The organism is Tateyamaria sp., assembly GCF_039945315.1.
Taxonomy (GTDB): Bacteria; Pseudomonadota; Alphaproteobacteria; order Rhodobacterales; family Rhodobacteraceae; genus Tateyamaria.
On the sequence record NZ_JBDUXB010000055.1, the window covers coordinates 220,861 to 247,060 of the forward strand.

General features: G+C 57.8%; 28 protein-coding genes and 1 pseudogene. 9 read left to right on the plus strand and 20 right to left on the minus strand.

The genetic code is table 11. The features are described from left to right. Positions 1-256: 256 nt before the first annotated feature. From ABJD00_RS19030 to ABJD00_RS19045, 4 genes are all read right to left on the minus strand, one after another. Positions 257-2,212 carry a DNA topoisomerase IV subunit B gene (locus ABJD00_RS19030; RefSeq protein WP_413831974.1) on the minus strand — a complete coding sequence of 652 codons (1,956 nt, stop codon included), beginning with the start codon at positions 2,210-2,212 and terminating at the stop codon, positions 257-259. 181 nt (positions 2,213-2,393) lie between these two features. Next, entirely contained in the window at positions 2,394-3,053 is a 660-nt protein-coding gene (locus ABJD00_RS19035) for a hypothetical protein (RefSeq protein WP_413831976.1), read from the minus strand. 63 nt (positions 3,054-3,116) lie between these two features. Then, positions 3,117-3,980: an alpha/beta fold hydrolase gene (locus ABJD00_RS19040; protein WP_413831978.1), complete on the minus strand. Its 864-nt coding sequence runs from the start codon at positions 3,978-3,980 to the stop codon at positions 3,117-3,119. After that, a complete protein-coding gene (locus tag ABJD00_RS19045; RefSeq protein WP_413831980.1) occupies positions 3,977-5,266 on the minus strand; it encodes an alpha/beta hydrolase family protein in 1,290 nt (429 codons plus the stop codon). The genes ABJD00_RS19040 and ABJD00_RS19045 overlap by 4 nt, the downstream gene beginning before the upstream one ends. A gap of 187 nt (positions 5,267-5,453) precedes the next feature. On the opposite strand from ABJD00_RS19045, the gene ABJD00_RS19050 reads away from it, so the two are divergent. From ABJD00_RS19050 to ABJD00_RS19060, 3 genes are all read left to right on the plus strand, one after another. After that, positions 5,454-6,089 (plus strand): DUF1007 family protein, encoded by a 636-nt coding sequence (locus ABJD00_RS19050; RefSeq protein ID WP_413831982.1) that lies wholly within the window; start codon positions 5,454-5,456, stop codon positions 6,087-6,089. Then, complete coding sequence (locus tag ABJD00_RS19055; protein ID WP_413831984.1) at positions 6,077-6,988, plus strand: nickel/cobalt transporter; 912 nt, start codon at positions 6,077-6,079, stop codon at positions 6,986-6,988. The genes ABJD00_RS19050 and ABJD00_RS19055 overlap by 13 nt, the downstream gene beginning before the upstream one ends. An 80-nt stretch (positions 6,989-7,068) precedes the next feature. Beyond that, on the plus strand, positions 7,069-8,457 hold the full coding sequence (locus ABJD00_RS19060) for an MATE family efflux transporter (RefSeq protein ID WP_413831986.1): 1,389 nt from the start codon (positions 7,069-7,071) through the stop codon (positions 8,455-8,457). 39 nt (positions 8,458-8,496) lie between these two features. On the opposite strand, the gene ABJD00_RS19065 is transcribed toward ABJD00_RS19060, so the two are convergent. Both ABJD00_RS19065 and ABJD00_RS19070 read right to left on the minus strand, forming a co-directional pair. Continuing rightward, positions 8,497-8,901 (minus strand): hypothetical protein, encoded by a 405-nt coding sequence (locus ABJD00_RS19065; protein ID WP_413831988.1) that lies wholly within the window; start codon positions 8,899-8,901, stop codon positions 8,497-8,499. 10 nt (positions 8,902-8,911) lie between these two features. Beyond that, on the minus strand, positions 8,912-10,114 hold the full coding sequence (locus ABJD00_RS19070; protein WP_413831990.1) for a pyridoxal phosphate-dependent aminotransferase: 1,203 nt from the start codon (positions 10,112-10,114) through the stop codon (positions 8,912-8,914). Positions 10,115-10,221: 107 nt separating this feature from the next. Here ABJD00_RS19070 and ABJD00_RS19075 point away from each other — a divergent pair, with 107 nt between their 5' ends. The 3 genes and pseudogenes from ABJD00_RS19075 to ABJD00_RS19085 all read left to right on the plus strand — a co-directional run. Next, complete coding sequence (locus tag ABJD00_RS19075; RefSeq protein WP_413831992.1) at positions 10,222-10,620, plus strand: helix-turn-helix domain-containing protein; 399 nt, start codon at positions 10,222-10,224, stop codon at positions 10,618-10,620. Continuing rightward, positions 10,613-10,897 carry a succinate dehydrogenase assembly factor 2 gene (locus ABJD00_RS19080; RefSeq protein ID WP_413831994.1) on the plus strand — a complete coding sequence of 95 codons (285 nt, stop codon included), beginning with the start codon at positions 10,613-10,615 and terminating at the stop codon, positions 10,895-10,897. The genes ABJD00_RS19075 and ABJD00_RS19080 overlap by 8 nt, the downstream gene beginning before the upstream one ends. 62 nt (positions 10,898-10,959) lie before the next feature. After that, a pseudogene (locus ABJD00_RS19085) lies at positions 10,960-11,457 on the plus strand (MarR family winged helix-turn-helix transcriptional regulator); the annotation flags it as partial. On the opposite strand, the gene ABJD00_RS19090 reads toward ABJD00_RS19085, so the two are convergent. The 5 genes from ABJD00_RS19090 to ABJD00_RS19110 all read right to left on the minus strand — a co-directional run bounded on the left by ABJD00_RS19090 (position 11,454) and on the right by ABJD00_RS19110 (position 15,693). Next, a complete protein-coding gene (locus tag ABJD00_RS19090; protein ID WP_413831996.1) occupies positions 11,454-12,182 on the minus strand; it encodes a DUF1194 domain-containing protein in 729 nt (242 codons plus the stop codon). The pseudogene ABJD00_RS19085 and the gene ABJD00_RS19090 overlap by 4 nt on opposite strands. A gap of 8 nt (positions 12,183-12,190) precedes the next feature. Continuing rightward, complete coding sequence (locus ABJD00_RS19095; RefSeq protein WP_413831998.1) at positions 12,191-12,895, minus strand: DUF1194 domain-containing protein; 705 nt, start codon at positions 12,893-12,895, stop codon at positions 12,191-12,193. Continuing rightward, complete coding sequence (locus tag ABJD00_RS19100) at positions 12,889-13,317, minus strand: VOC family protein (protein WP_413832000.1); 429 nt, start codon at positions 13,315-13,317, stop codon at positions 12,889-12,891. Before ABJD00_RS19100 ends, ABJD00_RS19095 begins: the two co-directional genes overlap by 7 nt. A 72-nt stretch (positions 13,318-13,389) precedes the next feature. Further along, positions 13,390-14,772: a hypothetical protein gene (locus tag ABJD00_RS19105; protein ID WP_413832002.1), complete on the minus strand. Its 1,383-nt coding sequence runs from the start codon at positions 14,770-14,772 to the stop codon at positions 13,390-13,392. A 6-nt stretch (positions 14,773-14,778) separates the two neighbouring features. Next, complete coding sequence (locus ABJD00_RS19110; RefSeq protein ID WP_413832004.1) at positions 14,779-15,693, minus strand: hypothetical protein; 915 nt, start codon at positions 15,691-15,693, stop codon at positions 14,779-14,781. A gap of 265 nt (positions 15,694-15,958) precedes the next feature. Between ABJD00_RS19110 and thyX the strand changes: the two genes are divergently transcribed. Next, entirely contained in the window at positions 15,959-16,864 is a 906-nt protein-coding gene (thyX, locus tag ABJD00_RS19115) for an FAD-dependent thymidylate synthase (protein WP_413832006.1), read from the plus strand. Between the two features lie 284 nt (positions 16,865-17,148). Here the strand turns inward: thyX and ABJD00_RS19120 are convergent, their stop codons facing one another. Beyond that, a complete protein-coding gene (locus ABJD00_RS19120) occupies positions 17,149-17,355 on the minus strand; it encodes a cold-shock protein (RefSeq protein WP_413832008.1) in 207 nt (68 codons plus the stop codon). Positions 17,356-17,545: 190 nt separating this feature from the next. Between ABJD00_RS19120 and ABJD00_RS19125 the strand changes: the two genes are divergently transcribed. Then, positions 17,546-17,863 (plus strand): arsenate reductase family protein, encoded by a 318-nt coding sequence (locus ABJD00_RS19125; protein ID WP_413832010.1) that lies wholly within the window; start codon positions 17,546-17,548, stop codon positions 17,861-17,863. Here the strand turns inward: ABJD00_RS19125 and ABJD00_RS19130 are convergent. The 5 genes from ABJD00_RS19130 to thrS all read right to left on the minus strand — a co-directional run bounded on the left by ABJD00_RS19130 (position 17,860) and on the right by thrS (position 22,542). Beyond that, positions 17,860-18,411 (minus strand): DoxX family membrane protein, encoded by a 552-nt coding sequence (locus ABJD00_RS19130; protein ID WP_413832012.1) that lies wholly within the window; start codon positions 18,409-18,411, stop codon positions 17,860-17,862. The two genes, ABJD00_RS19125 and ABJD00_RS19130, sit on opposite strands and share 4 nt — an antisense overlap. A 4-nt stretch (positions 18,412-18,415) precedes the next feature. Then, positions 18,416-19,174 carry a putative DNA-binding domain-containing protein gene (locus ABJD00_RS19135; protein ID WP_413832014.1) on the minus strand — a complete coding sequence of 253 codons (759 nt, stop codon included), beginning with the start codon at positions 19,172-19,174 and terminating at the stop codon, positions 18,416-18,418. Between the two features lie 6 nt (positions 19,175-19,180). Next, positions 19,181-20,041, minus strand: a complete 861-nt coding sequence (locus ABJD00_RS19140; protein ID WP_413832016.1) for a DUF692 domain-containing protein — start codon at positions 20,039-20,041, stop codon at positions 19,181-19,183. Positions 20,042-20,120: 79 nt separating this feature from the next. Continuing rightward, positions 20,121-20,426 carry a DUF2282 domain-containing protein gene (locus tag ABJD00_RS19145; RefSeq protein ID WP_108837041.1) on the minus strand — a complete coding sequence of 102 codons (306 nt, stop codon included), beginning with the start codon at positions 20,424-20,426 and terminating at the stop codon, positions 20,121-20,123. A gap of 169 nt (positions 20,427-20,595) precedes the next feature. Further along, the gene (gene thrS, locus ABJD00_RS19150) at positions 20,596-22,542 is read right to left on the minus strand and encodes a threonine--tRNA ligase (RefSeq protein ID WP_413832018.1); all 1,947 of its coding nucleotides are present in this window, start codon (positions 22,540-22,542) and stop codon (positions 20,596-20,598) included. Positions 22,543-22,841: 299 nt separating this feature from the next. Between thrS and ABJD00_RS19155 the strand changes: the two genes are divergently transcribed. Beyond that, on the plus strand, positions 22,842-23,054 hold the full coding sequence (locus tag ABJD00_RS19155) for a hypothetical protein (RefSeq protein ID WP_413832020.1): 213 nt from the start codon (positions 22,842-22,844) through the stop codon (positions 23,052-23,054). Here the strand turns inward: ABJD00_RS19155 and ABJD00_RS19160 are convergent. From ABJD00_RS19160 to ABJD00_RS19170, 3 genes are all read right to left on the minus strand, one after another. Then, a complete protein-coding gene (locus ABJD00_RS19160) occupies positions 23,039-23,506 on the minus strand; it encodes an N-acetyltransferase family protein (protein ID WP_413849867.1) in 468 nt (155 codons plus the stop codon). The two genes, ABJD00_RS19155 and ABJD00_RS19160, sit on opposite strands and share 16 nt — an antisense overlap. A gap of 434 nt (positions 23,507-23,940) precedes the next feature. Then, the gene (locus ABJD00_RS19165) at positions 23,941-24,108 is read right to left on the minus strand and encodes a hypothetical protein (RefSeq protein WP_413832024.1); all 168 of its coding nucleotides are present in this window, start codon (positions 24,106-24,108) and stop codon (positions 23,941-23,943) included. 648 nt (positions 24,109-24,756) lie between these two features. After that, complete coding sequence (locus ABJD00_RS19170) at positions 24,757-26,109, minus strand: IS1380 family transposase (RefSeq protein ID WP_413832026.1); 1,353 nt, start codon at positions 26,107-26,109, stop codon at positions 24,757-24,759. Positions 26,110-26,200: the final 91 nt, after the last annotated feature.

A 26,200-nucleotide genomic window follows, 5' to 3' on the forward strand; every position in this document is an offset into this window, starting at 1 on the left:
TCGCTCGATGACGTATCGCAAAGCAAGGCGCGAGAAGGGCCGAGCTGTTTCAATCTCTTTGAGCGGATCCAAGGCCGTAGGCCGCCGCTGCATCGCCAGGCGGCACCGCGACAAGTGATGCGGCTTCAAGCAAGACAAGTAGCAATCTCTACATTTTCCACCTGCATGCATACATCCCGGCGATGCCTTAGGTCGGTTTAGGTGGACAAGGGTAATTTGCTATGGATTATGAACTCCGCCTCAAGGGGAGAACCAATCAAACATCCAACTCCTCCACAAACCGCGCGTTCTCCTGAATGTACTGAAACCGCATCTCCGGCTTTTTCCCCATCAGGCGCTCGACCAGATCGCCCGTCTCTCCGGGTTCATCATCGTCAATCGACACGCGGATCAGTTTGCGCGTCGCGGGGTTCATGGTGGTGTCTTTGAGGTCCTTGGCGTCCATCTCGCCCAGTCCCTTGAACCGGGACACGTCGATCTTGCCCTTGCCGCCCAAACCGCTCTCCATCAGCGCGTTCTTTTCGACCTCGTCCAGACAATAAACCCGCTTGGCCCCTTGGGTCAGGCGGAACAGCGGCGGGCAGGCGAGATACAGGTGCCCGGCATCGATCATCGGCCGCATCTGTGTGTAAAAGAATGTCATGAGCAGAGCCGCGATATGTGCGCCGTCCACGTCCGCATCGGTCATGATGATGACCTTGTCATAGCGCAGATCATCGACGTTGAACTTGGCCCCCAGACCAACCCCAAGTGCTTGGGTCAGGTCCGAAATTTCGGCATTGGACCCCAGTTTGCTTGAGGCCGCCCCGAGCACGTTCAAAATCTTACCGCGCAGGGGCAGCAGCGCTTGGGTCTTGCGGTCGCGCGCCATCTTGGCTGACCCACCGGCACTGTCGCCTTCGACGATGAACAATTCGGTGCCTTCGCGGGACTTGTTGGAACAATCGGTCAGCTTGCCGGGCAGGCGCAGTTTTTGCGTGGCCGTCTTGCGTGCCGTTTCTTTTTCTTGCCGTCTGCGCAGGCGCTCTTCGGCCCGCAGCACCAGAAAATCGAGGATCGCGCCTGCGGATTTCGTATCCGCCGCCAGCCAGTTATCAAAGTGATCGCGCACGGAATTCTCGACCATCCGCTGGGCATCCACGGTGGCCAGCCGGTCCTTGGTCTGACCCACGAATTCAGGTTCACGGATGAAACAGGACACAAGCGCACCCGCCCCAGTGATCAAATCCTCGCGGGTGATGGTGGAGGCCTTGCGGTTGTTCACCAACTCGCCATAGGCCTTGATGCCCTTGAGGATCGCGGCCCAGAACCCGGCCTCATGCGTGCCGCCTTCGGGCGTGGGCACGGTGTTACAGTAGGATTGAATGAACCCGTCACGCGCAGGCGTCCAGTTGATCGCCCATTCCACCTTGCCTGGTACCTTGAATTTTTCAAAGGACACCGATCCTGCGAATGGAGCATCAGCGTAAGTGGTCGCCCCGGCCATCACTTCGTTCAGATAGTCTGCAAGGCCGCCGGGAAAGTGGAACGTGGCCTCGGTCGGTGTCTCGCCATCTTGAACCGCCGTTTTCCAGCGAATTTCGACGCCGGAAAACAGGTAGGCCTTGGACCGCGCCATCTTGAACAGGCGCGCAGGCTTGAGGGTGAGAGAGCCAAAGATCTCCGCATCCGGATGGAAGGTAACGGCTGTGCCGCGCCTGTTTGGGGCGGACCCGACTTTCTCCAATGGGCCTTGGGGCAGGCCGCGGGAAAACTCCATGGCATAAAGCTCGCGATTGCGGGCGACTTCGACCCGCAGGTGGTCGGACAGGGCGTTGACGACAGAGGAGCCGACGCCGTGCAGACCGCCAGACGTCTCATAGCTGTCGCCCGAAAACTTGCCGCCTGCATTCAGCGTGCAAAAGATGATCTCGAGGGCGGATTTGGACGGGTCCTTGGGGTGTGGATCGGTCGGAATGCCCCGCCCGTTGTCGCGCACTGACACATGCCCGTTCTCGTGCAACTCGACTTCGATCCAAGTCGCGTGGCCTGCAACGGCTTCGTCCATGGAGTTGTCGATGATCTCGGCGACCATGTGGTGTAGTGCGCGGTCGTCCTTGCCCCCGATATACATGCCCGGGCGCAGGCGCACGTGTTCCATGTCCTCCAGCACCTGAATGGAGGAGGCATCATAGTCCGAGGCTTTCGCGGCCCCGCTTAACAAGTCGGTCATGGCAGCTGCTCTTTTTTGTTAATTAAGCAGAGTATGGCAGACCGTCTATTTGGGGGGAAGGGGTTAGCGCCTTGGATATTGGCACCGCACACACAAACAGGCGCGCTCAGTCCCCCGAGTTAGTGTTGTGTGGACCGCAACCGGCGAGGGGCACTTCCCAAGTCTCGAAAATGAAGAGGCTCTACCCCGGCCAGCGTTTACCCAGAATACCCGCTGTCTGCTGTTCCTCGACGACCTTGCGGTAGTGTTTCATGCTGTGATCCTGGCCAAAGACGGACCGACGTGCACGTGCCTTATGGACATGACCCATATGGAAAAACGATGGCGGCAGATCGCACACCTTGTCATCGTCCCGGTTGATACAAATGCACAGTTTGGAATGCTTGATCGCCCCACGGTTACGCCTTGGGCGTGGTGAGGCAAAGCCGATGCCCGGCACGCCATATGTGCGTACAAGGATTTGTGTGGCTGCAGCGCCCAGTGAATGTCCGATGATGTACTTGGGTCTCAGCTTTTCCCGCTCCAGCCATGCATAGATCATCTGTGCGTGTCGCAGAAATCCCTGATGCCAGATGGTTCCGGACGCTCCGGTTTCAGTATGCGCGTCGTTCAGCCGGTATCGCTTTCCCCCGATATTGAGGACCCGCAGGTTGAATTTGAGGTAGTCGGCGACCGAGTTCGATCCCGGGATCAGCAGGATGTCACCTTTCAGGAACTGTGCCTGCACATCGTCCTGGTCCAACTCGTGGCGCATGGCTGTGGCGAGCGAAGGGTTGGCGCGCCCGGCATAAGAGGCTTCGGCCATCTGTGCGGCCAGTTTGATGTCGTAACTATGGGTCATGGCAATGTATCCGTTTTGAATATTTGCCACTATGACGCGAAAATTATGACCTGAAAAGTAAGGTCATCCCAACCAGTCCCGGATGATCCCTGCCACGCGATTTGGGTGCTGATGCAGCACCCAATGATCTCCATCCGGGATCGACACGCGGGTGAGGTCGGGCACGAATTCCTCCAGCCCGGCGTTGGCTTCGGGCAGCAGGGCGGTGTCTCCTTCGCCCCAGATCAGCAAGTGTGGGCAGTAGACCATGAACCGCTCCAACGGCATATCAGGCAGATCGATCGGCACGCCAGGGTCAGCCACGGCCAGAGGTGAGGCGCGATACCAGTTGATCATGCCGCGCAGGCCTGATTTCCGCCACGCGGCCTTTTGCGCTTCCAGCACATCGCCTGTCAGCCATGATGTGTCCATGTGGGACGAAAACATGTCCATGAGGCGGGAAAAATCATCAGCCTCCAGCACCGCGTCCGATTTGGGATTGCGCAGCTTGTTGATGTATTGCGAGGCCTCCGACTGCGCGCCCCCGGCAGCAATAGCGCGCTGAAACACGATTGGGTGCACGCCGTTTGCTACGACTAGGTGGCTGACCAGATCGGGGCGGAACATCGCCAGCCCGTAAGCCACCGCCGATCCCCAGTCATGTCCCACGACAATCACGGCCTCTGAACCGATCAGGGTGGCCATATCGCCAACCAACGCCTCCATGGCATAGGCTTCTACTTCTTGCGGAGCATAGCTTGCGCCATAGCCGCGCTGATCCGGTGCGATGCAGTGGAACCGGTCCGACAAAAGCAACGCCAGATCGTTCCATGCCCCGCCGTACTCGGGGAAACCGTGCAACAGCAGCATCTTGGGCAGTCCCTCGACCCCCCATTCGCGCACGGTAAAGGTATGCCCGTTCAAATCCTTTTCAGAGACGCGCATCATTCGCCTTTTTCCTTTGTCTCAAACCGCAAGCCCTTGGCGGTGCGCGGTGCAAAGCCCGCCCAATAGGTGTGATCTTCAGTCGGGTCCCCACCTTCGTCAAGCGCAACAACCCCGTCTCCTGCATTCGGGGTCAATGCCAGATAGTCGGCCATGTCGGTCTTTCGCTTCACATGCAGTCCCATAAAAGCCGTGGCAAAGTGCTGAGCGATATTGTTCATGCGTGTCGTGTCCCAGACCGCATCGGCGTAGTGCTCAAAGGGTGGAAAATCGAGCACCTCAGACGGCTCCCAACTTTCGGCAGGTGCGGGCATTGGTGCGGCGGCGTTGTGGTTGGCATAGTCAAAGGTCAGCAGGTGGCGATCCGTTCCGACGGCGCTCTCAAAGATGCCGCGCATGGCTCCGTAGACAGAAACGTCATCATCGCTGCCGGCCATCAGCATCAGCGGCACGCGAAGCCCGGCCAGACCATCCGTGTCCCAGAACCCGGCATTGTTGCCCCAGGGACCGATGGCGATCACTGCCTTGATGCGTGGATCCATCAGCGCCTCATGGCTGTCAGACCCAGCCAAATGTTGTTCGAGTAAACCGTTGGGCGTCCCCCAGCTCAACTCCGTTGAGGCTTGGGTTACGCCAGCCCCTCCGAAGATCAGGGCGCCGTATCCCCCCATGGAATAGCCGATGACGCCAGTGTTCTCGGCGTCCACGATAACGCCCAGTGGTCCGTCTAGCGTGGCCATATAGTCTACCACAAACGCCTGATCCAGCGGGCGGTTCAGCAATGTCGATCCAAACGCCCCCTGATCGGAATAGGTGCTGTCGGTGTGATCAATGGAGACAGCCACATAGCCCTTGGAGGCGAGGTTTTCGCCCAGATGGCTCATCAGGTACCGGTTCCCCGGATAACCGTGGCTGATTACGATCAGTGGAAACTGCGCACCAATGGCAGGCACGGCATCGCGTGCGGCTCGGCCCGTCAGCGTGACCTCCGTCACCCCATCGCGCAACTTAGCGGTATAACTGCCGCCCTGCACCGTGCCGAGTTCTGCTGGATACCAAACCTCTAATTTCAGTGGGCGATCGTAGCGGGGCACATCTTCGCCCTCTATGCCCAGAACGTTGACACTGTCTGGTATGGTGGCGGTCAGCGTCTGCACCCCGATGGCAAACATGCCGTAAGATGCGAGCGCTGGCGCGTCGGGGCGGACCTGATCAATGGGATTGGCCAGCGCTGCAGTCGTCATGGCGGTTGCCAGGGCGGCGATGGCAGAGACAGGGCGGAGTGTCATGGTCTACTTCCTTTACGGCTTGTCCAACGGCACAGCTCGCTGGAAAATTCCCTCATTACGAGAAACATTGTGACAGAGCGCTACGTTGGATCAAGAGATATCGTGCGCACATGACATTGCCGTGCTGCCACTCAGTTTTGTTCACGATGGGGTTGAGGCCGCTCAAGCGCATCGCTACATCTGAACCATGTCCATTTTTCGCGCCCCTTTGCTGGCATTTTGCCTTACTGCAATCCCGATCGCCGGTCAGGCACATCCGCATGTGTTTATCGACACAACCTTGCGGGCCGTCGTTGACGCGGATGGCACCTTCAAAGGGCTTGAGGTGGAATGGGCCTATGACGATTTTTATTCCCTCCTGATCTTTGCCGATCTGGGGATGGATTCAGATGGAGATGGCCGGCTGCGTGACGACGAAATTGCGCGACTGGACGGCTTCGATCTGGAATGGATAGAGGGTTACGAAGGGGACAGCTACGCCCGCCAAAATGGCATGCCAGTTGCGCTTGGCGCACCTGAATCTCGCGGCACACGGGTTGAGGGCGGGCGCATCATCACTACCCATTTCCGCGCCGCTGAAGCGCCCGCAGCTGGTCTTGAGCTCAAGGTGTTCGATCCCACGTTTTATACCGCCTACGCTCTTGTTGGGCAGGTCGATGTGGAAGGTCCGTGCACGGCGAGCATTGAAACTGCCGACCTCGACGCCGCATACACCAAGCTCGAAGAACTGCTGTATGCCACGCCCGAAGATGAGGCGACCGATTACTATCCCGAAGTAGGCGAATCCTTTGCCGATACGGTGATGCTGTCATGCGATTCCTGAGGATCGGCGTGGTTCTGGCCGCGGCTGTTGTTTTGCTGTGGCTGTTTGGGTTCGGTGGTATGGCGGATCTTTCCCGCTGGGCCAACGGCCAGCAGCGCGAAACACAAAACGCACTGGCCCAAGGCTTGCGCGCCGTGCGTGCGGGTGAGGCCGGCGCCTGGGCGACCTTGATGGGACTCTGCGCGGCCTATGGCTTTTTCCACGCTGTTGGTCCCGGGCACGGTAAACTGGTGATCGGCGGATATGGCGCTGCCGCCCGGGTGACCGCATGGCGGCTTTCTGGCCTTGCACTTGCGTCTTCACTTGCTCAGGCAATGGCAGCCATCCTTTTGGTGGGGGCAGGGGCCCTTGTACTGGGTTGGAGCCGCACGCAGATGACAGATGCCGCCGACAAAATCCTCGCCCCCGCCAGTTACATTGCAATTGCACTGGTTGGCGCATGGCTGTTGATACGTGGGGCGCGGCGTGCGTATTCGACCGTTGCGGTTCACTCACATGACCACGCGCATGCCCATAGCATTGATGCCGACGGAAATTGCGAAACATGTGGGCATGCCCATGCCCCGACTGTGGAACAGGTCGAAGCCGTAACATCATGGCGCGATGCCGCAGCCATCGTTTTTTCCATCGCCATCCGACCCTGTACCGGTGCTGTGTTCCTGTTGATCTTATGTTTTGCGCTCGGGATCCCATGGGCGGGCATCGCTGGCGCACTGGTCATGGGACTGGGCACAGCCAGCGTGACCATACTGGTCGCGATCGCTGCGGTAAGTGCGCGGACGTCTGTACTATCCGGCTTCAGCGGCGAGGGGACAGTGCGTGCCATGGCCCTCATCGAAGTGGTCGCCGGAGGCCTGATCGCCCTTGTGGCCACTGCGCTGGCGCTGCCGCTTCTCTGATCGCACAGTGCGCCGCCTCAGTTTCTGTCCTGAATATTTGAAGGCTTTCCTTGCCCAAAAAGCAGGCGTAAGGGAAAGCCATGGCCCTTTCGAACATGTCATATGCCGGACACGCCCGCGCGGTGGCCGTCCTTGGTCTGCCGTTGATCGGCGGGCACCTTGGTCAGATCGCCATTGGCTTGACCGACACCATTATGCTGGGCCGTTACAGCATTGAAGCTTTGGCGGCGATGACGACGGCTGGCTCAATGTTTTTTGTGATTTTCCTGATGGGGTCAGGTTTTGCGTGGGCGGTGATGCCCATGGTTGCCTCATATGACGCAGAAGGGGACGAAGTCGCTGTGCGCCGCGCTACGCGCATGGGGTTGTGGCTGAGTACAGGTTTCGCAGTCTGTGCGATGCCGGCAATGATCTGGTCCGAGACGCTGTTGCTGGCCACAGGTCAAAGCGCACAGGTGGCAGCTGACGGTGCTGCCTATCTAAAAATCGCGGGCTGGGGACTGTTTCCGGCCCTGATCGTGATGACGTTCAAAAGTTATCTGGCGGCGCTTGAGCGCACCCAGATCGTGCTTTGGATCACGCTATTGTCAGCGTTGACAAACGGATTGGCCAACTACGCCTTTATCTTTGGCAATTGGGGCGCACCGGAGATGGGAATCGAGGGCGCAGCGATAGCTTCCGTGGCGACACAGATCGTCTCGCTTGTTGGGATCATTGCTTACGCGCTCTGGGCTCTGCCCGAACACGCCATCCTTGTGCGCCTGTGGAGGCCAGACTTTGAAATGCTAGGCCGGGTGTTCCGTCTGGGCTGGCCGATCGGACTGACCAGCTTGTCCGAAAGCGGATTGTTCGCCGCAACGGCTTTCATGATGGGCTGGTTTGGCAATGTGGCGCTGGCGGCGCATGGGATCGCGCTGCAACTGGCCGCGATTACATTCATGGTGCATCTCGGACTGGGTAATGTGGCCACCATCCGGGTTGGCAATGCTTATGGGCGGCATGACCTCAATCACATGAAACGTGGCGCACGGACTGTGATCGTGCTGAGCTTGGGCATGGCGTTTGCTACGATCATCCTGTTTCTGGCCGTGCCAGAGGTCTTGCTGGGCGTCTTTATGGATGCGGATCAGGAGGCGCGGGCAGAAGTGTTGGCCATCGGAGTGGTCTTGCTGGCGCTTGCAGCCCTGTTCCAGCTGATGGACGGGGCACAGGTCGTGGCGCTCGGCCTGCTGCGCGGCGTACAGGATGCCAAGGTGCCGATGGTGCTCGCGGCGATCTCCTATTGGGGGATCGGGATGCCGACATCTTACATTCTGGGCTATGTGATGGGCTGGGAAGGCGTTGGTATTTGGCTGGGTCTTGTGATCGGGCTGGCGTGTGCGGGCGCAGCACTGATGTATCGGTATTGGTATGTCATGGTGCCTAGACTGGCCGCTGACGGCATCGCGGACGCTGTTCCCGTTTCCTGACCGAGGCGGAAAGACGCCACGCACGACGCCCCAAAAGCGCTAGTTGCCTGAGGTTAGCCTATCGGCCTTTTTGCGCACCAGAACTGAGCGCAGGTCGTGCATCGCCAAAAGAAGCGCGTCCGTGACGTCTTCGAGCTGTTCTTCGCTCGCGCGCGACTGTGCCCACTGCGTGGTGAGGTTCAGGTAATCCACCGCACGGTGAATGTCGTCGATGTCGCGATGCGCCAGCACATCCGCCCGCTCGGCCATCCACGTCTTGATCCGTGCTAGGTCCGCATCTGACAGCGTGCGATCCCCGTGCGGCTTGATCTCTCCGTTACGGATGTTGATCACCGCGATCTGTTCCATTTCGATCCGACGCTGACGGTTTTCGGTGTCCACACGAAACACCGCCGCCCCATTCTCGCGCACGCGAAAGTAATAGTCAGGGAGTTCGGTGCCCATGTGCCCTCGCTTACTTCAGTCCCGCACAGAAGGTCTGGATGCGGGTACAGGCCTCTTTCAGGGCCTCATCAGAAGTAGCGTAGCTGACACGGAAGTTTGGTGATAGCCCAAAGGCCGCGCCAAAGACCACGGCCACGCCCGTCTCTTCTAGCAGTGCGTTTGAAAAGGCCGCGTCATCCACGATTTTTGCGCCCCCGGCCGAGGTTTTTCCGATGCAGCCCGCAATGGATGGATAGACATAGAACGCCCCATCCGGAACTGGACAGGCGATGCCTTCAGCCGCGTTCAGCATGTCGACCACCAGATCGCGACGGCGCTTGAAAAGTTCGTTGTTGGGCTCGATGAACTCCTGCGTCCCGTTCAGCGCTTCAAGGGCTGCATACTGGCTGATCGAACAGGGGTTCGACGTCGATTGCGACTGCACTTTGCGCATCGCCTTGATCAACTCCTCCGGTCCAGCGGCGTAGCCAATTCGCCAACCAGTCATGGAATATGCTTTGGAGACACCGTTAACAGTCAGCGTGCGATCATAAAGGCACGGCTCAACCTGCGCAGGTGTGCAGAACTCGAAACCATCATAGACGAGATGTTCATACATATCGTCCGACATCACGTGGACTTGGGGGTGTCGCATCAGCACGTCGGTGATCTCTTTCAACTCCTCGCGGGTATAGCCGGCACCTGTCGGGTTGGACGGGGAGTTGAAGATCAGCCACTTGGTCTTGTCGGTGATGGCGGCTTCCAGCTGATCTGCTGTCAGTTTGAACCCTGTTTGCAGCGACGCCTCTGCGATCACTGGCGTGCCCCCGGCCAGCAGCACCATATCCGGATAGCTCACCCAATACGGCGCCGGGATCACAACTTCATCGCCCTCGTTCAGGGTGGCCATCAACGCGTTGTACAAAATCTGCTTGCCGCCCGAGGCCACAGTCACCTGCGCCGTCGTGTATTCCAGATCGTTGTCGCGTTTGAACTTGTCCACGATGGCCTGTTTCAGTTCGGCAATGCCATCGACGGCTGTGTACTTGGTCTTGCCAAGGGCAATCGCGACGACAGCAGCGTCCTTGATGTTTTGTGGTGTGTCGAAGTCCGGTTCCCCCGCGCCCAGACCAATGATGTCTTTGCCTTCTGCTTTGAGCGCTGCCACTTTGCCCGTCAATGCGACAGTCGGGGACGGTTTGACGCGGTCAAGCGTCGCGGAAAGGAATGTCATCTGGGCTCGGGCCTCGCTAAAAGGGTGTCGCGACCTGTCATATGCGCGAGACCCGGTGCGGGCAAGCGTTAGGCAGCCCCTTCAGCAGGCACACGAGGAGAATTGTCATGGATGATGCACTGGACTGGTACAGCGCAGATGCGGCCACCTTTGGCGATCGTGTCGCGGCGGCACGCGAAGCGACAGGAATGACGCAAAAGGAACTGGCCAAGCGACTGGGCATACGCCTTGCGACCATGCGCTCCTGGGAGGATGACCTGAGCGAGCCGCGGGCCAATCGGCTGTCCATGATGGCAGGGCTGCTCAACGTCTCGATGATGTGGTTGATCAACGGCGAAGGCGAAGGGCTCGCCGGGCCGGTTGATACAAGCCCGATGACTGATGAAACCCGTAACATCCTGACAGAGCTACTTGATTTACGTGCAGACATGCTGATGCGTGCCGAGCAGGTGGGCCGGTTGGAAAAGCGTCTGCGCGCAACGATGGATGTCCACGCGGATGAGTGACGAGCCGCGCGAACACCGTCTCAAGCGGCTGCACATGCGCTCCATGCGGCGCGGGATCAAGGAGATGGATCTGATCCTGTCGGCGTACGCGGGCGCCCATCTTGCCGGGATGAATGACACGCAACTCGATACCTATGATGCTCTTTTGAACGAAAACGACCAGGATCTGATCCGCTGGGTGACGGGGCAAGAACCAGCGCCCGAAGCGCTGGCGGCACTGATCGGCGAAATATCCCAGACGTTTCAGGGTAAAAAGCCGAGCGATTTCGACGTTTAACTGAATGTTTCCGAATCATGCCCATGTTCTGTTCCTGAGCAGACATGAGCCGGAGAACGCGGATGAGCATTCAAGATCCCATCGGACAGCCGCGCAACGACGCGAGCTTTATGGTTGGCTATCTCGAAGCCCTATCGCTGGTTGAGCGGCTTCACAGGCTGCTGCTGGACGTAATCAAGGACGAATTCGAACGTGTCGGCGTGCTTGAGATAAATGCCGTGCAGGCGCTGCTCTTGTTCAACATTGGCGACAACGAGGTCACTGCAGGCGAATTGAAAAGCCGCGGGTACTATCAGGGCTCAAATGTCAGCTACAACCTGAAGAAGCTGGTGGAGATGGGGTATATGCACCATCAGCGTTGCGAGATTGACCGCCGCTCTGTCCGGGTGAAACTGACCGAAAAAGGGCGCAAAATTAGGGATGTGGTGTCCGAACTGTTTCTGCGCCACGCCGATGGGTTGCAAGCAAAGGGCGTTCTAGGCCCGGAAGGCATCGTGGAGATCACTGAATCCCTCAAGCGGATGGAACGGTATTGGACAGACCAGATCCGTTACATCTACTGGCGGGGAATACGAGGCAGAGCGGCATCAGGACCGGCCCCTAGGATCAATGTTTCCAATTCGCGTTCCAGCTTGCGTGCCATGGCAGCCGCGTAGTCTTCAAATCCCAGCGCGGTCTCGACAAAACTGTCAGACCCGACGATGACCTCATTCTGGTAATAGGCTGAAAGACCTGAAATTTCTGCCTGCCTAATATCACCAATGCTTGGGGTGTCCGCCCCAATGACCAGAGCGTTCACAGTTATACCGGTTGGTTCAATTTCTCGCTTGATGTCCACCGGGCGCGGCCCAAGGTTCGACTTCCCGTCCCCTGACAAATCCAATGTCAGCTTCCAGCATTCTTTCCGCTCATTCAGATGCGAAACGCCTTCGCGCATCGCCAGGCCCAAGGCGGTCCCGGGCGTTGCGTTTCGCCGCTCAAGGCTGCGCAGGTGTCCAATGATACCGTTCAAAACCTGTGGGCCTGTAACGGCTGTCCAGGGCAAAACAACAGTGGGATCTTCCGGACCGCTCCATTCGTAGACCAACAGATAGACCGGCGTGTCCGGCATGATCATTAACGCCTGACGCACCTTGGCGCTGTCGAGTGCCGCTGCCAGTCCCTCCATCTGCAACTGGTATTCCCTTGCATCGACAGAGCCTGACACATCAAGCCCCAAAGCTAACGCCTGCCGACACGCTGCTTCACTCACCGTGCTCGACAGACCGAGCGCGAGGGCGAGCACCAGGCCCCTCATCCTGCTTGCCGTGGATCGGGCAGGGCGCCGATCACCGGAGGAGTCAACTCCCGCTCCAGCTTGCGGCGCATAGCGCGCTCGTAATCCTCAAACCCTTGCGCGACTTCCATGAAGGCGCCGGGCCCCTTCAAAACCTCGTTGCGATAAAAATCGATCAACTGAGTTTCCGAGGTGAATTCAGCGGCGTTCACCACCAATCCGTTTACGGTGACGTCTTGAAACGCGAATTCTTTATAGGCCAGCCGGGGTCCAAACCCTTCGTTGTTCTGACCGTCGCCAGCCATATCGATGGTTTGATAAAGGCAGTTGGGCGCGCGGCGCAGCATTTCGGCCCCATACCCCAGCGCGTAGCCCATGGCGGTGGGAAATTCATTGTGACTACGCTTGCTTGCGGCGATCGTTTCTGCCGCTGACAAGAGGGCTGCGGGTGAATCGATCAACGTCCACTCCAGTACAACTTCCTGATTGTAGCGGCCGGACCATTCATAAACAGCCAGCGCCACGGGTGCATCGACAGCAAAGAATGCCGCGCGCACTTGTGGTGACGTCAACGCAGCCACCAGTCCGCCCCGTTGCAGCCGATCTTCGTCTGCATCGACTGACGACGACACGTCCAGCGCCAGCAACAACGCCAACCGACATGCCGCCGCAGGTGAGGCCGCGCCCAAAAGCGCGACCAAAAGTGCGGCGGCCCTTACCAATGACCTGTGTTGCCCATGCTGGCCCAAGGCTCTGTCGGGGGCAAATCATCGCCTTCCTGCAGCAACTCGATCGAGACATTGTCCGGTGAGCGCACAAAGGCCATATGGCCATCGCGGGGTGGTCGGTTGATCGTCACACCATTGTCCATAAGGTGCTGACACATCTCGTAAATGTTGTCGACGCGGTAGGCCAAGTGACCAAAATGGCGGCTGTCGCTTGGCAGGCCATCGTCCCCGTCCCAGTTATAGGTCAGCTCAACCGGGCATTCTGGCTGATCTGGCGGTGCCATGAACAAAAGGGTGAACCGGCCCTTTTCGCTGTCCATGCGCCGGGTCTCTTCCAGTCCCAGCAGTTTGTAAAAAGCTATGGAGGCCTCGAGGTCTTTGACCCGAACCATCGTGTGCAGGTATTTCGTGGGCATGTGTGCCGCTTTCTGTGTTTGTCAGGTTGTGAGACCCAACCTAACACGTCGCACCGGCAGGGCCAGCGCCTCTCAAAACTTTGATTGAATGCCAAATGTGATCGTCGTTTCGCTGATCTCGAACCGATTCACGTTTGAGGACCGTTGGCCTGTGCGCAACTGCAAGGTTGGCGCAAATCCGGCAAGATCATAATCGGCAAAAAACAGGGAGACGTCCCCGTAGATTGACTTGTCCTGCCGTCCGCCTTCGACTGGCCTGACCAGCGTGTATACATTGTAGTCGGTATATCCGACTGTAAGACCTGTCGTGATCTGCACTGGGCCCACTTGCTTTCCAAAGGTGTAGCGCGCTCGCAGGCTGGCCGTTTGATAATCGGCGTTGATATTGTCGCCCGTAACGTTCTGCACCGTCAGTCCGATATTGAAACGGTCTCCTCCGGTCAGCTTGTGGCCGAAATCGGCTCCCAGTGTCACGACACTCGCATCCAGCAGGGACGAGATTGTGGATAGCCGCCTTTCGGCGACCCCTGTAAGGGACAAGCGGCTGCGACCCGATAGTCGGACATCACGTCGAATGTTCGCCTTTGCAAAGTCGTATGAACGTTCCCCGCCAACCCAGCTTGCGCCAAGAGCAACCCCCACACCCATAGCATTGCCGGGAGCACCAAGTTTGAACCGGTGCTGCAAACCTAGTTCAGTATAAGTGGAGGCAAAGTCGCTGTTGGAGACATCTGGCGCGATGGCTTTGGCCTCCCCCGAAAGATCTACACGCCGCGTATAAAACCGCGCCGTCGCTGTGGTGCGCGAGGACTGATCCGCTCTCAGTCGGTAACGCAGCCGCGCATCAAAAATCGCAACTGTGCCGGACAAGGCGCGAGAGCTGCCGCGGAAAAAACCCAAGGTCGGCACGCCATTGATGACCTCAAGCACGTTGTCCGTGCCGCTATTAACGTTGTCGGATGGCGCAATGGAGAAGTTGATGTCAAAACGCAGCGGGTTAGCGGCGCGCGCCCGGGCATATTCGCGTGCCACCAGCTTGTCCTGCTGCGGTGTGTCTGCATGGGTCGCGGCAATGCGCAACCACGCTTGTGATTGGGTGGGCCGGTCTTGGGCCGCTGCGACACTTGCGGCCGTGCGGGCGGCGCCAAACTTTTCTGCACCGGAGTCCGAATACCGATAGGACAGGCGCGCCGCGGCCCGTGCCAGTTTCGGATCGTTCAGCCGGGAATGGGCCGCCGCCAGAACGGCATAGGCAAAGGGGTCTTCCGGATCCGCATGAAGCAAGCCCATCGCGATCTGACGCGCCAGCTCGAAATCGCCTGCATGAAGTGCTGCGCGGGCGACACTGCGGGCCTGGTTGAGGTTAAAGGTCGCCCCCACCAAGGGTTTGACGTCCTGAGAGACAGCCACACCGGCCCAAAGCGCAAGTGCCGCTGCCAGGAGCGCGCGTTTCATTGCCGTTTAAGGCTGAAGGGCGTTGACACAGACCGGGTCGACGCTGGTGGCGTCACACAGGTCCAGAACGAAGACGCCGTACTCGATCTCGTTATCGAGGTCGTCGGTGAAGTTCTCAATAAATGTCCCACCGGCGATCGCATTTCCGCCAGGGCCACCAATGACGCCGGCAAAATCGCCGACATCGCCACCGACCGGATTGCTGGGGACTCCAGTATTGGTATCGGACGCATCAATCTCGATGTTTCCACTGAACGTCCCGTCGCCAGCCAACGCGCCCTCTACCAATACCAGATCGGGCAATTCGGGAAGATCGGCCGTAAAGACCAAGCCTGGATTAAATACAGCAGTCCGGTCATATATTTCGCCCTCAACTTGCATGTCGTTGAGATCGACGTTCACAAACATCAACCCGGTGATGTAAGCGGTCTGTTGGGGGACGTTTACATCTGGATCCAGCCCGCCGGTGATCGGCAGCAAGTCCGTAACAGGACCGGGAAAGTTCAACCCGGCAGCGTAATTGCCCACATAGGTCACGTCAAATCGGCTTTCCGGCGTTGTTGGGGCGGTATAGCCACCCGACGTCCGCTCAAAGAATGAACCACCAAAGAATTTGTTGAACTGACCACCCGTCATAACAACACCTGCCTGCACGCCGTCACGGCTGGCCACAAAGGCTGTGGCATGACGGCCCAAAGGATCGTTTTGACCGGTGAAGGTGACATAGCCGGGGGCGAGTGTGGTCGCCGCCGCCGTGTAGTCATTGACCAGCGGCACACCGTCCTGCGTCAGCCCGGTGACTGTCAGCGTATTGGTGTCAGCGTTGAAACTGATCCGCTCCAGATCGTTCAGGATCGTCGCGGGCACATCCGTCGTCGTCGTCCCGCCGCCGGTCGTCGTCTTCAGTGAATGGATTGCCATCCCCGCATGCAACCAGCCCAAGGGCGAGCGCGCATAGTGCTGCTGTCCGTTTCATACCTGTCAAACCTTTTGCGGTTTATTTTTATGCCTCTTTGTGGGCCAGACTCTGCCTCAATCGGTCAAAAGTCAACGAATTCTTGAAGGTAGGCCACAGACCTCACCCAGAACCGTTGCACAAAGCGCACCCTCATATAGTGGTTCACTGATCTCCATACACCAGATAAAGTGAACGTCTGATAGATTCTGTGGATAAAGGAGCCGCACAATGCCGCTGACCCCCGAACAGCTTGCCGAAATCGACGCACTGCGCTCCAACCCGCAACCGACCTTGCGCGCCACCGTGCCAGGAATGGAGGCACATCTCTACCACGCGCGCCCCGTGCTCGATCACGGCTTTGTCCGCGTCATCGACTATATGGGGGACGATGCTGCCATCTGTCAGGCCGCCCGCGTAAGTTACGGAAAAGGCACAAAATCAGTTCAGAACGATGCCGGCCTGATCCGCTACCTCATGCGCCACTGGCACTCCACGCCCTTCGAGATGTGCGAGATCAAGCTGCACGTCAAACTGCCCGTTTTTGTCGCACGCCAGTGGATCCGCCACCGCACCGCCAACGTCAACGAATACTCGGCGCGCTACTCGATCCTCGACCGCGAATTCTACATCCCCGAACCCGACGCACTCGCCGCCCAGTCTGTGGTGAACAATCAGGGCCGGGGTGCGACGCTCGAAGGGGCCGAGGCCGCCCGCGTCCTCGAAATCCTCAAAGCGGACAGCAACCGCGCCTATGACAACTACGAGTCCATGATCTCGGACGAAGGCCAGGCGGGTCTGGCCCGGGAACTCGCCCGCATGAACCTGCCCGCCAACATCTACACCCAATGGTACTGGAAGGTGGACCTGCACAACCTCTTCCACTTCCTGCGCCTGCGCGCGGATGCCCATGCGCAATACGAAATCCGGGTCTACGCCGATGCGATTTGCGAGATGGTGAAGGACTGGGTGCCAGCCGCCTACGGCGCATTCGAGGATTATCGCATGGGTGGAGCGACTTTGTCGGCTACAGCTATTGCGTGTGTGCAGCGCATGCTAAAGGGTGAAGAGGTGACGCAGGAAAATTCTGGCATGTCCAAGGGGGAATGGCGGGAGTTTATGGGGGTTATTGGGTGAGTGAGTTCATTTGCTAGGACTGCACCAAAAACTGGTTGGTAGGCTAGGGCAGGTGCTGAAGGGGATCCTACACCTACTCAAAGTTCGCGACGGAATGTTTATTGAGCGCTCTGCGCCCACACTCCAGCAGCAGATCAAAACAGAGCGCCAATTCGGCAAAATCTGCTCGGCAATTCAACCGCACTGCCATGAACAAGCGGAGCAGGTCTGGACAGCGGGAATGACCCCGCTTGAGGCGAGGTTACCTGCCTTTGATCAGTGACATTTGGCCTTAACGCGACGCCTCAAAGCAGCTTGAGGTCGCCCGCCATTTCCCGCCCGTCGCGCCCTTCGAGCATTTCAAAGCCGACCTTCTGGTTGTCGGCGAGCCCTGTCAGCCCCGAGCGTTCGACAGCTGAAATGTGAACAAAAATGTCTTTTCCGCCGTCGTCAGGGGCGATAAATCCGTAGCCTTTTGTGGTGTTGAACCACTTCACGGTGCCAGTTGGCATGGTCCGTGCCTCCTTTTGCCTTGCAGTCAGTCCCGCGCCAGCGGGGTTCGTTCGTGCCCCGGCTGTTTCCCATTTTCGGATTTGCCCGCGCATGGTTAAAGACATCGCTCTTTGCCATTGAAAATCAAGTCGGCAGGGGTGAAAACCACCCCCAATGCTGCTTTATTCAACGAAAAAGTGATGGATGGTTATGGAAATATACGGTTTGAAAACTTGCGACACCTGCCGCAAGGCGATCAAAGCACTGCCCGACGCGCGCTTTGTCGACGTGCGCGGCGAGGGTGTTCCAGAGCCTGTGATGGTGGCGGCACGGGCGGCCTTTGGGGATGCCCTGCTCAACACCCGGTCCACCACGTGGCGTGGACTGTCCGAGGCTGAGCGAGCCACTGAACCGGCGGATCTGCTCAAGACCCACCCGGCTTTGATGAAGCGTCCGCTGATTGCTGACGGCGATGCATTACATCTTGGGTGGACCAAGGACGTGCAGGCCGCCCTTGGCGTCTCTTAAACTTCGCGCGGGGTGAGGGCCCTGTCAAAGGACAGTGGCCCGGCCCCCTTGATCACCAGCACCAGCAGCAAGAACACCCACAATGCGCGTTGGTCCATGATCAGGCTGCCTGATGGCGCATCAAACCATGCCCCAAGCACCAGCCCGTCGCCCCATTTGTCGTGCCCGTTGAGGTCGGTGAGCGACTGCACAACGATAAACCCGATCATCCCCACTGACGCCAATCGCGTCAGTAGCCCGATGATTATCAACAGGGGCAGTACGAATTCAGCCACGGTGCCTGCGGTCACCACTGCCCAGTGATAGAGGCTCAGTTGCGTGACGTCATAGCCCACGTTCTCCATCACCTTGGGAAAGATTTGCGCATAGGCCCCGAGCGAGGGTTGAAAGATGCCAAACAGGCCGTCGCCAACCTTGGTCAGGCCAGACACCCAGAAATACACGGCCAGAACGGCTGCAAACAGGAACCGCGCGAGGGTGGGAAGGATCCATTCAGCCCGCCCCAGCGGGGCGAACAGGGCGATATAAAAGCGCGTAAGGGCAGTCATTTGATCATTCCTTTGGGGTCGTGAAGTCGGCAATTGCATTGTGTTGGATCAACAGGGTCAACACTGTGGCCAGGTCGAAATCGGGGTCGCTTGCGCAGGCTGTGTCTTGCGCTTGGGCCAATGTGGCCCCCGCCTTGACTTGGGTCAGCCACGCCGTTTGGGCTGGGTCAAGCGCGTGGGGTTCGGGGTCAAAGGCCGCGCGTGTGATCAGCGCGGATTGTGGTGTTGCGCGTGGTTTGTCCGCCCCTTCAACCGAGTTGAACCGCCAGATATCAACCAACGGCCAACGGGATGGCACAAGCTGAACTGGCGCAGCCAGCAAAAAGGTCGAGGCCATCAAAGCCTCAGGCGAAACGGCACCCAACCGCGCCGCGTCAAAGCCCGACGGATCAGCCGCGTGGTAGGATTGGCACAACGCCAGTTCCAAACGCGCAACATCCGAAAGGTAGCCGATATGCGCCAGCGGAGCGAAGTCGTCGAGGAAGCTGGGCAGTGCCTCGCCATAGTGCATCATGAGCGGCGAGTTGGGCGGATGCGCGCGGACAAACACCCGCGCCAGCTGGTCAAAGTTCTGATCGCCCAACAGCTTTACCAGCACAGGAAAGGCGGTGCGCAGCGCTTCGATCAGGGCGACGGTCACGTTGTTCCGGTAGACGTCAAATCGCTTGGTCGCCGGATTGCCTTGCGCATCATGTAATCCCTTTGGCGCGGCGGCGTCTGGATCAAGCAAAGCGGTCCGGAACAGGGATTGCGTGCCTGTCATCTTTGACTAGCCGGGGACATGTGTGGCGAGTGCTTGAGCCGCGCGGTCGGCCTCGGCGCGCAGCGTCGCCCAATTTGGCACGTCATTGTCCCATTCCACGAGCACAGGCGTCGGGCCCGTCAATGAGAGGGCGTATTCGAGCAAGGCCCAAACCGGATCGGCCGTTTCGCATCCGTGGCTGTCAATCAGCAAGGGCGCTCCGTGTTCGTCAGCATCCTCGGCATGGCCGCCAACATGGACTTCCTCAACCGAAGCAAGAGGATAGGCGTCAAGGTATCCTTGTGGTGTATAGCCGAGGTTAGTTGCCGAGATGAACACGTTGTTCACGTCCAGTAGCAAGCCACAGCCCGTCTTGCGCACCAGTTCGGATAAAAACTCTGTCTCGCTCATCGTGCTCTCTTCGAACGCGAGGTAACTGGATGGGTTTTCCAAAAGCATCTGACGACCAAGAACGTCTTGGACCTGATCGATGTGTTCGGCGACCCGGGTCAGCGTGGCGTCGGTGTAGGGTAGGGGCAGCAGGTCATCCAAAAACTCGGCCCCGTGCGTCGACCAGGCAAGGTGTTCAGAAAAGCTGGCGGGCTCCAGCCAATCGACAAGGGTTTTTAAGCGGGTAAGGTGGTCCGTGTTCAAAGGGTCCTCACCACCGATGGAGAGGCCAACGCCGTGAACGGACATGGCAAAGTCGGGGCGCAAGGCACGCAACTGTGCATGTGGCCGCCCACCATCGCCCATGTAGTTTTCTGCGTGAATTTCCAACCATTTGACCGGGCCGGGATCGGCCCGCAGGTCAGTGAAGTGTTGGGTTTTGTATCCTACTCCGGGGGCGGCGGGCAGGCGACGTTCACTTTGTGTCGCATCCAGCATGATGTGGCCTTTCCAGAGTGGGAATTCCGCGCCCCACGGACAACCAGCAGGGCGCAGTTGTTTGCGAAATAAGCGAAGCTTATGCGGGCAGGTCGCGGTCCAGTTCTTCGAGCGAGCCGGTGCGCGCTGTTCCGTCTGCCATAGCGGGCAGTTCGATTTCGGCGCAGGTGCCTGCATCGACAAGCGTCCAGGCGTTGCCTTGGTAATCTGTCACGGATGTGCCCGCGCACGTTGTGCCCGGGCCGGCGGCGCAGTCGTTTTCGCCAGCCAGCGAAACGCCATAGCATTTTTCTTTGCCAGCGGCCTGCGCCTGCGTTGTGGTTTGAGCAGCCAGTGCTGCGGCGACGGCACCGGCGATGGCAACAGATTTCATTGTTGTAGACATGTTCAAGCTCCCTTTAGGACTGGTCAGTTGTAACCGTTGATACCCATTGAGTAGGGTACTTCGCCGCCAGATTACCACTCACAGCAGCGTGAGTCACAGACCCGTGAAACGATGTCAGGATTTTGGGCCCATTTTGACATAAAACAGGCCCAAATGTTGCAATTTTCGCTTAGCGCTGGTCCGGTGGGGTCGCGTCATGTGACAATTCACCAATCAGATCATCCAGCGGTTGAACGCTGGTCTGCTTTTGGCCAAGGCGCCGCACGGTGACGGTGCGCTCTTCGACCTCGCGCGCTCCTACGGCCAGAATAACGGGCACTTTGCCAACCGAATGTTCGCGGACCTTGTAGTTGATCTTTTCGTTGCGAATATCGGCCTCGGCGCGGATGCCCGCGGCGCGCAGAGCAGCGACAACTTCGGTCACGTAATCATCTGCATCCGAAATGATCGACGCGACAACAACCTGACGAGGAGCCAGCCAGAACGGCAACTTGCCCGCGTGTTCCTCGATCAGGATACCGATGAATCGCTCGAACGAGCCAAGGCAGGCACGGTGCAGCATAACGGGGCGGTGTTTGGCGCCGTCCGCACCGATATAGGTCGCGTCCAGCCGCTCAGGCAGCACAAAGTCAACCTGATGCGTCCCGCACTGCCAATCGCGCCCAATCGCGTCTGTCAGAACGAATTCAAGCTTGGGGCCATAGAACGCGCCTTCACCAGGGTTCAACTCGGGCTCGATCCCTGCGGCACGGGTGGCGCTCAGCAGCGCTTCTTCGGCCTTGTCCCAGATTTCATCCGATCCGGCACGCGCTTCGGGCCGGTCCGAAAACTTCACCCGGAAGCTCTCAAAGCCGAGGTCTTTGTAGATCTGGGTTAGGTAGTCGATGTAGATCGCGGTTTCTTCTTCGATCTGGTCTTCGCGGCAAAAGATGTGCCCGTCGTCTTGGGTAAACCCGCGCACGCGCATGATCCCGTGCAGCGCGCCAGAGGGTTCATAGCGGTTGCATGACCCAAATTCAGCCATGCGCAACGGCAGGTCGCGGTAGGATTTGAGGCCCTGATTGTAGACTTGCACGTGACATGGGCAGTTCATGGGCTTTAGCGCGTTGACCGCCTTTTCCCGGGCATGGTCCTCGTCCACTTCGACGATGAACATATGCTCTTGATACTTTTCCCAATGGCCTGAGGCTTCCCACAACCGGCGGTCTACAACTTGCGGAGTGTTCACCTCAACATAGCCGCCCTTGCGCTGTTTGCGGCGCATGTAGTCTTGCAACTCAGTGTAGATGGTCCAGCCGTTCGGATGCCAAAAGATCTGACCCGGCGCCTCTTCCTGCATGTGGAACAGATCCATCTCGCGGCCCAGTTTGCGGTGATCCCGCTTGGCCGCCTCTTCAAGCATGTTGAGATAGGCGCGCAGCTTTTCCTTGCCGGTGAAGGCGACGCCGTAGATGCGTTGCAGCATCGCGCGGTCGCTGTCCCCGCGCCAATAGGCGCCTGCGATGGACATCAGCTTGAATGCGTCGCCTGGTACTTGACCGGTATGTTGCAGGTGCGGGCCACGACACAGGTCTTGCCAATCGCCGTGCCAGTACATCCGCAATGGCTCGTCGCCCGGAATGGCGTCGATCAATTCAACTTTGTATGGCTCGCCCCGGTCCTTGTAATACTGGATCGCCACGTCCCGTTCCCACACCTCGGTGCGCACGGGGTCACGCTTATTGATGATCTCCTTCATCTTCTTTTCGATGACGCCTAGATCTTCGGGGGTGAACGGCTCAGACCGATCAAAGTCGTAGTACCAGCCGTCTTTAATTACAGGGCCGATTGTCACTTGGGTGTCGGGCCAGATTTCCTGCACAGCGCGGGCCATGATGTGCGCCAGATCGTGGCGGACCAACTCGTTGGCCTGTTCTTCGTCGGCCATGGTATGGATTGCGATCTGGGCATCTGCATCAATCGGCCAGGCCAAATCCCAGTGCTTACCATTCACAGTCGCGCTGATCGCTTTTTTGGACAGGGATTTCGAGATGCCTTCTGCGACGGCGGCAGGGGTGATCCCGGCCTCGTAGTCGCGCGCATTGCCATCGGGGAAGGTAAGAGAGATTGGGGCCATATCGGCACTCCTCGTCAGTTTGGCGCCCACGGAACGCCCGGTTGCGGGTTATGTGTGGCGCGGGATGTGGCAGCGCGGAACGCGGGCGTCAAGGTCGGGGGAGTGATCAAAAGGAGAATTACCGCAGGCTGCGCTTTGATTGCGACAGCGGGTCCGGTTTGCACAGTATACCATCGCGTGCTGAAAAAACGACTTTTGCGGGACGATTTGCGACGTTTTGCTCTGGACCTTCGCGGGGAAGCTCCTATTTTGCAGTTAAGTTCACTATCGGAAATTTCTGATCGCAAGAGGAACATGCAGTGCCCAAGTACAATACGACCTTCGAACTGACCGTTTCTGAACTCGACCTGATCGAGGATGCGCTTAGGCGCACCAAACTCGCTCAGACACAGGCGGACCTTAAGGCAGGGGGATCAGAGGATGATGTCCGTGAGATCCACGAATTGTTGGGCAAGCTCCACAATCAAAAGACATTCTATCGTCCCGCTAAAGGCACCTATGTCGGCGGTTGATCGAGCGTCATCCTAAACCTTGGACTTGACCCATCGCGACGTATGAACCCACGTCGTTCGTAAAATGCAGCAGCTTCTGCGCTGTTGGGATGTGTGCCGACAGTCATGCCGTGACATCCGAGATTTTTACAGTGCGTAATCGCCGTGTTGTGTAGTGCGCAGCCTATCCCGTTCCCGCGATGCCCTTCCCTGACAAACAGGTGGTGCATGTCCATACCTCGGATCCCCATTTGCAACTGGCCGCGGGGCAAAAGAGCAGTGTGGCCGTGCAGACAGGCTCCCTCTCCCGCCGCCACAAAGACATGAAACCAGGGAATCCTACCCAACACGTCGCGGGCAAGGTGGGACGGGTTGATGTCGGGGACATCGCCGTGATGCGCCGCCAGAGCGCAGATCATGTGATGCAATTGAGGCAGGTCTTTTTCCTGCACAGGTCTAATGTTTGTGGTCATGTTGTACGCTCCTCTGCACGCGGCAGAGGGCTTGAACATATCACCACCGCGGTTGCGGCGGTGGGTTGGGTCAGATGTCAGACACGGGCCACGGCACGCAGGGTATGCGAGCAGGTCCAATAAAATGATGCGGCAATGTGTGTCATGGCGCGACCCTGCCGCACAGGGCGGCAGGGGGCAAGGCCTGGCAAGCCAACAACACCAAAACGGTGGTGGAAGTCTTACGCAGCCAAAAGTGAGAGAAGATGATCGGACAAAGGGTAAACGACGTTCGCGTTTTTGCCAGAGTGTGTTCCGACGAGCTGCTAAACACGTACCTGTTGCGGTCGGTAGAATAAGAATAACTGCTTTGTTAGAAAGTAGAACTTTTTACTTTTGTGGTGAATAGTTGCTGTTCGCTACAGTTGCGATATTGCCAGCTTGAATATTGTGCGCTAGCAGCCAGATTTTTTGAGTGCGGCACTTGAATCTTTCAGCGAGAATTTTGTCAATTCCACGAGATTTTTTGAGCCCAGATAAAAAACTAAAACCTGATTATCTTTTTTAAGGTGCTCCCGGAATTGACTGGCCTTCAGAGCGCGCTCTTCAATGATGTCAGTCACCATAAGTCCATATTTATAAACATTAACGTTTCCGATTTGAGGTTTTCAGGCTCTGCATATGTTTGCAGGAACATTTCTCCAGTTGTTTTTGTAGCAAAAAAGAACTGTATTCCTGGACCGGATGTTTTGGGAAACGGTTTTTTTGAGATTATCTCAAATCTTATTTGAGATGCTGTGCAGTCAACCAAGAGTGAAATGTTGCCGCCCTTATCAAAAATCCCGGAAAATCCAGAATCTTGATAGTACAATCCAAGATTGAGCAGCGAGTTGTGAGGTAAATAGAAAGGTAAATGAAAGTATTAAAGAAATCTTTTTCATGATTTATTCTCCATTCAATCTGTGAAAGTCTAGAAAAGCAATCGACATTTTTTCTGGATTGCTATTGAATTGGGGTGGCAATCACATCTTTGCTAGGTATTGTATACCTTACTTGTATTTGCCGATATTTCCCAAGTATTTTGGTGTTTAGGTGAAGCTGACGGATTTTACCGTTGTTTTCAAGCCCGGCGTTAGCCGCGTCAGCTGGAGTGGCGGCTTCGCGGTGCTTGCAGGCGTTCTCGCGAAGATTTCCGGCGGTTTGTATCCATTTGGGCGTGTTCAAGACACAGTTGTTGAGCCGCATTTGTCTCGATTTCCTTGTTTGGTCCGTCATGCAGGCCTCGGCGGTGGCTTGATGTTGCGGATGGCGGTGATGATTTGCCCAAACAGCGCGCCACTCACCGCGACCTCTACCAGTTGGAAGGTTATCTTGCGGGCATGGCGCACAACCCGTGCCCCGATCTTGATCAGGCGGCTCTGGATGCTGGTGAGCGACCAGTCGGCAATTTCCTCGGGGAGGTCAGCGCGCCCAAGAAAGCTGCCGAGATTGTAGGCCAGTGCGTGTAGCTGGAGCCTGACTTCGTTGTCACAGAAGCGCTTGCAGGAAAGCCGCGTCCAGTTGATCGCGTATTTGCCTTCCTTTATGTGCTGCTCAGCAGTGCCGCGCTGATTGTAGAACCGAATGACCCAGTCCGGCTCCATCGGCAAGTTGGTGACGACGAAGCCCACGCGAGGGAACAGATCGCCGGGGTGCCACTCGATCTTTGCGATGACGCGGCGTGTCTTCTCCCATGATGCCGCCCTGTACTCAAAGTCATGGTAGAAGCGGCGAACGTAGTTGGGTGGGCGGCCTACGGGGCGCTTCAAGAGATGCGAGATTGCTTCCTGCAAGACTGCGTTGCCCTTGAGGCGGATGGCGTAGAAATAGCTCTCGGCCTCCAACGTCTTATAAAGTTCGGGGATGGCAAAGGCGGCATCAGCACGAAAGAAACGCATCAAGTCGCGGGTCTTATAGCGGGCAATGACGGGCGCCAAAACCTCTTTCCAACCATCGGCGCTGTGCACGTTGCCCTTGCGCAGGGCGCAGCGCTCAAGATCGCTGAACTGGTTGAACACGAACAGAGGGTGATAGCACTTGCAGCCAAAGTGACCATTCCATGCCGTGCCTTCCTGATCGCCATGGGTGGGGCTGACGGAACTGTCCATATCCAGAGTGATCCGCTTGGGCGGTTGCGCATCATGCATCGCATCGATCCACTGACCCGGCAGATCGGCCAAGGCAGCGCGGTTGTGGGCTGAAGCCAGAATGTCTGTCTCGAACCGCGCCATTTGGCTGGTCGAGGCAGCTTGGCCATCAACAGCACGGCCCCCGACGATCTGGCGCATCACTGGATCACGCGATAGCCTGTCAGCGTCGTTGACATCCGGGTATCCGGCAAGCCGCCCAAAGGTGGACTGGCGCAGCAGACCGACAAAGTTATGAACCCCGTTCTTGCTAGTCCGCGTATCCTGCAACAAACACCCTGCCATATCATGCAGGCCCAAGGTCTCGTCCAACTCACGAAACAAGAGCAAACCGCCATCGGAACTGATCTTGGAACCGTGAAATTCCAACCGCACGCGAGCGTCAAAACCCAGCCGAAAACCGCCCTCAGAACCCGCACCCAAAGGGTGATCTAACATTGCAGCCTCCAAACCCAGATAACACACTGAAATATATCACGAAAAGCCAAGCCCGCGAAGCCAAATCACTCAATTACTTGGGAAATGTGGG

Bases quoted from the DNA above. Each gene is read 5' to 3' on its own strand.
- thrS (WP_413832018.1), bottom strand. From the start codon at position 22,542: ATGGCCCCAATCTCTCTTACCTTCCCCGATGGCAATGCGCGCGACTAC.
- ABJD00_RS19135 (WP_413832014.1), bottom strand. From the start codon at position 19,174: ATGACAGGCACGCAATCCCTGTTCCGGACCGCTTTGCTTGATCCAGAC.
- ABJD00_RS19030 (WP_413831974.1), bottom strand. From the start codon at position 2,212: ATGACCGACTTGTTAAGCGGGGCCGCGAAAGCCTCGGACTATGATGCC.
- ABJD00_RS19070 (WP_413831990.1), bottom strand. From the start codon at position 10,114: ATGACATTCCTTTCCGCGACGCTTGACCGCGTCAAACCGTCCCCGACT.
- ABJD00_RS19170 (WP_413832026.1), bottom strand. From the start codon at position 26,109: ATGTTAGATCACCCTTTGGGTGCGGGTTCTGAGGGCGGTTTTCGGCTG.
- ABJD00_RS19055 (WP_413831984.1), top strand. From the start codon at position 6,077: ATGCGATTCCTGAGGATCGGCGTGGTTCTGGCCGCGGCTGTTGTTTTG.
- ABJD00_RS19130 (WP_413832012.1), bottom strand. From the start codon at position 18,411: ATGACTGCCCTTACGCGCTTTTATATCGCCCTGTTCGCCCCGCTGGGG.
- ABJD00_RS19035 (WP_413831976.1), bottom strand. From the start codon at position 3,053: ATGACCCATAGTTACGACATCAAACTGGCCGCACAGATGGCCGAAGCC.
- ABJD00_RS19110 (WP_413832004.1), bottom strand. From the start codon at position 15,693: ATGGCAATCCATTCACTGAAGACGACGACCGGCGGCGGGACGACGACG.
- ABJD00_RS19045 (WP_413831980.1), bottom strand. From the start codon at position 5,266: ATGACACTCCGCCCTGTCTCTGCCATCGCCGCCCTGGCAACCGCCATG.
- ABJD00_RS19160 (WP_413849867.1), bottom strand. From the start codon at position 23,506: ATGACCACAAACATTAGACCTGTGCAGGAAAAAGACCTGCCTCAATTG.
- ABJD00_RS19060 (WP_413831986.1), top strand. From the start codon at position 7,069: ATGGCCCTTTCGAACATGTCATATGCCGGACACGCCCGCGCGGTGGCC.
- ABJD00_RS19145 (WP_108837041.1), bottom strand. From the start codon at position 20,426: ATGTCTACAACAATGAAATCTGTTGCCATCGCCGGTGCCGTCGCCGCA.
- ABJD00_RS19105 (WP_413832002.1), bottom strand. From the start codon at position 14,772: ATGAAACGCGCGCTCCTGGCAGCGGCACTTGCGCTTTGGGCCGGTGTG.
- thyX (WP_413832006.1), top strand. From the start codon at position 15,959: ATGCCGCTGACCCCCGAACAGCTTGCCGAAATCGACGCACTGCGCTCC.
- ABJD00_RS19050 (WP_413831982.1), top strand. From the start codon at position 5,454: ATGTCCATTTTTCGCGCCCCTTTGCTGGCATTTTGCCTTACTGCAATC.
- ABJD00_RS19040 (WP_413831978.1), bottom strand. From the start codon at position 3,980: ATGATGCGCGTCTCTGAAAAGGATTTGAACGGGCATACCTTTACCGTG.
- ABJD00_RS19080 (WP_413831994.1), top strand. From the start codon at position 10,613: ATGAGTGACGAGCCGCGCGAACACCGTCTCAAGCGGCTGCACATGCGC.
- ABJD00_RS19065 (WP_413831988.1), bottom strand. From the start codon at position 8,901: ATGGGCACCGAACTCCCTGACTATTACTTTCGCGTGCGCGAGAATGGG.
- ABJD00_RS19075 (WP_413831992.1), top strand. From the start codon at position 10,222: ATGGATGATGCACTGGACTGGTACAGCGCAGATGCGGCCACCTTTGGC.
- ABJD00_RS19100 (WP_413832000.1), bottom strand. From the start codon at position 13,317: ATGCCCACGAAATACCTGCACACGATGGTTCGGGTCAAAGACCTCGAG.
- ABJD00_RS19120 (WP_413832008.1), bottom strand. From the start codon at position 17,355: ATGCCAACTGGCACCGTGAAGTGGTTCAACACCACAAAAGGCTACGGA.
- ABJD00_RS19140 (WP_413832016.1), bottom strand. From the start codon at position 20,041: ATGCTGGATGCGACACAAAGTGAACGTCGCCTGCCCGCCGCCCCCGGA.
- ABJD00_RS19125 (WP_413832010.1), top strand. From the start codon at position 17,546: ATGGAAATATACGGTTTGAAAACTTGCGACACCTGCCGCAAGGCGATC.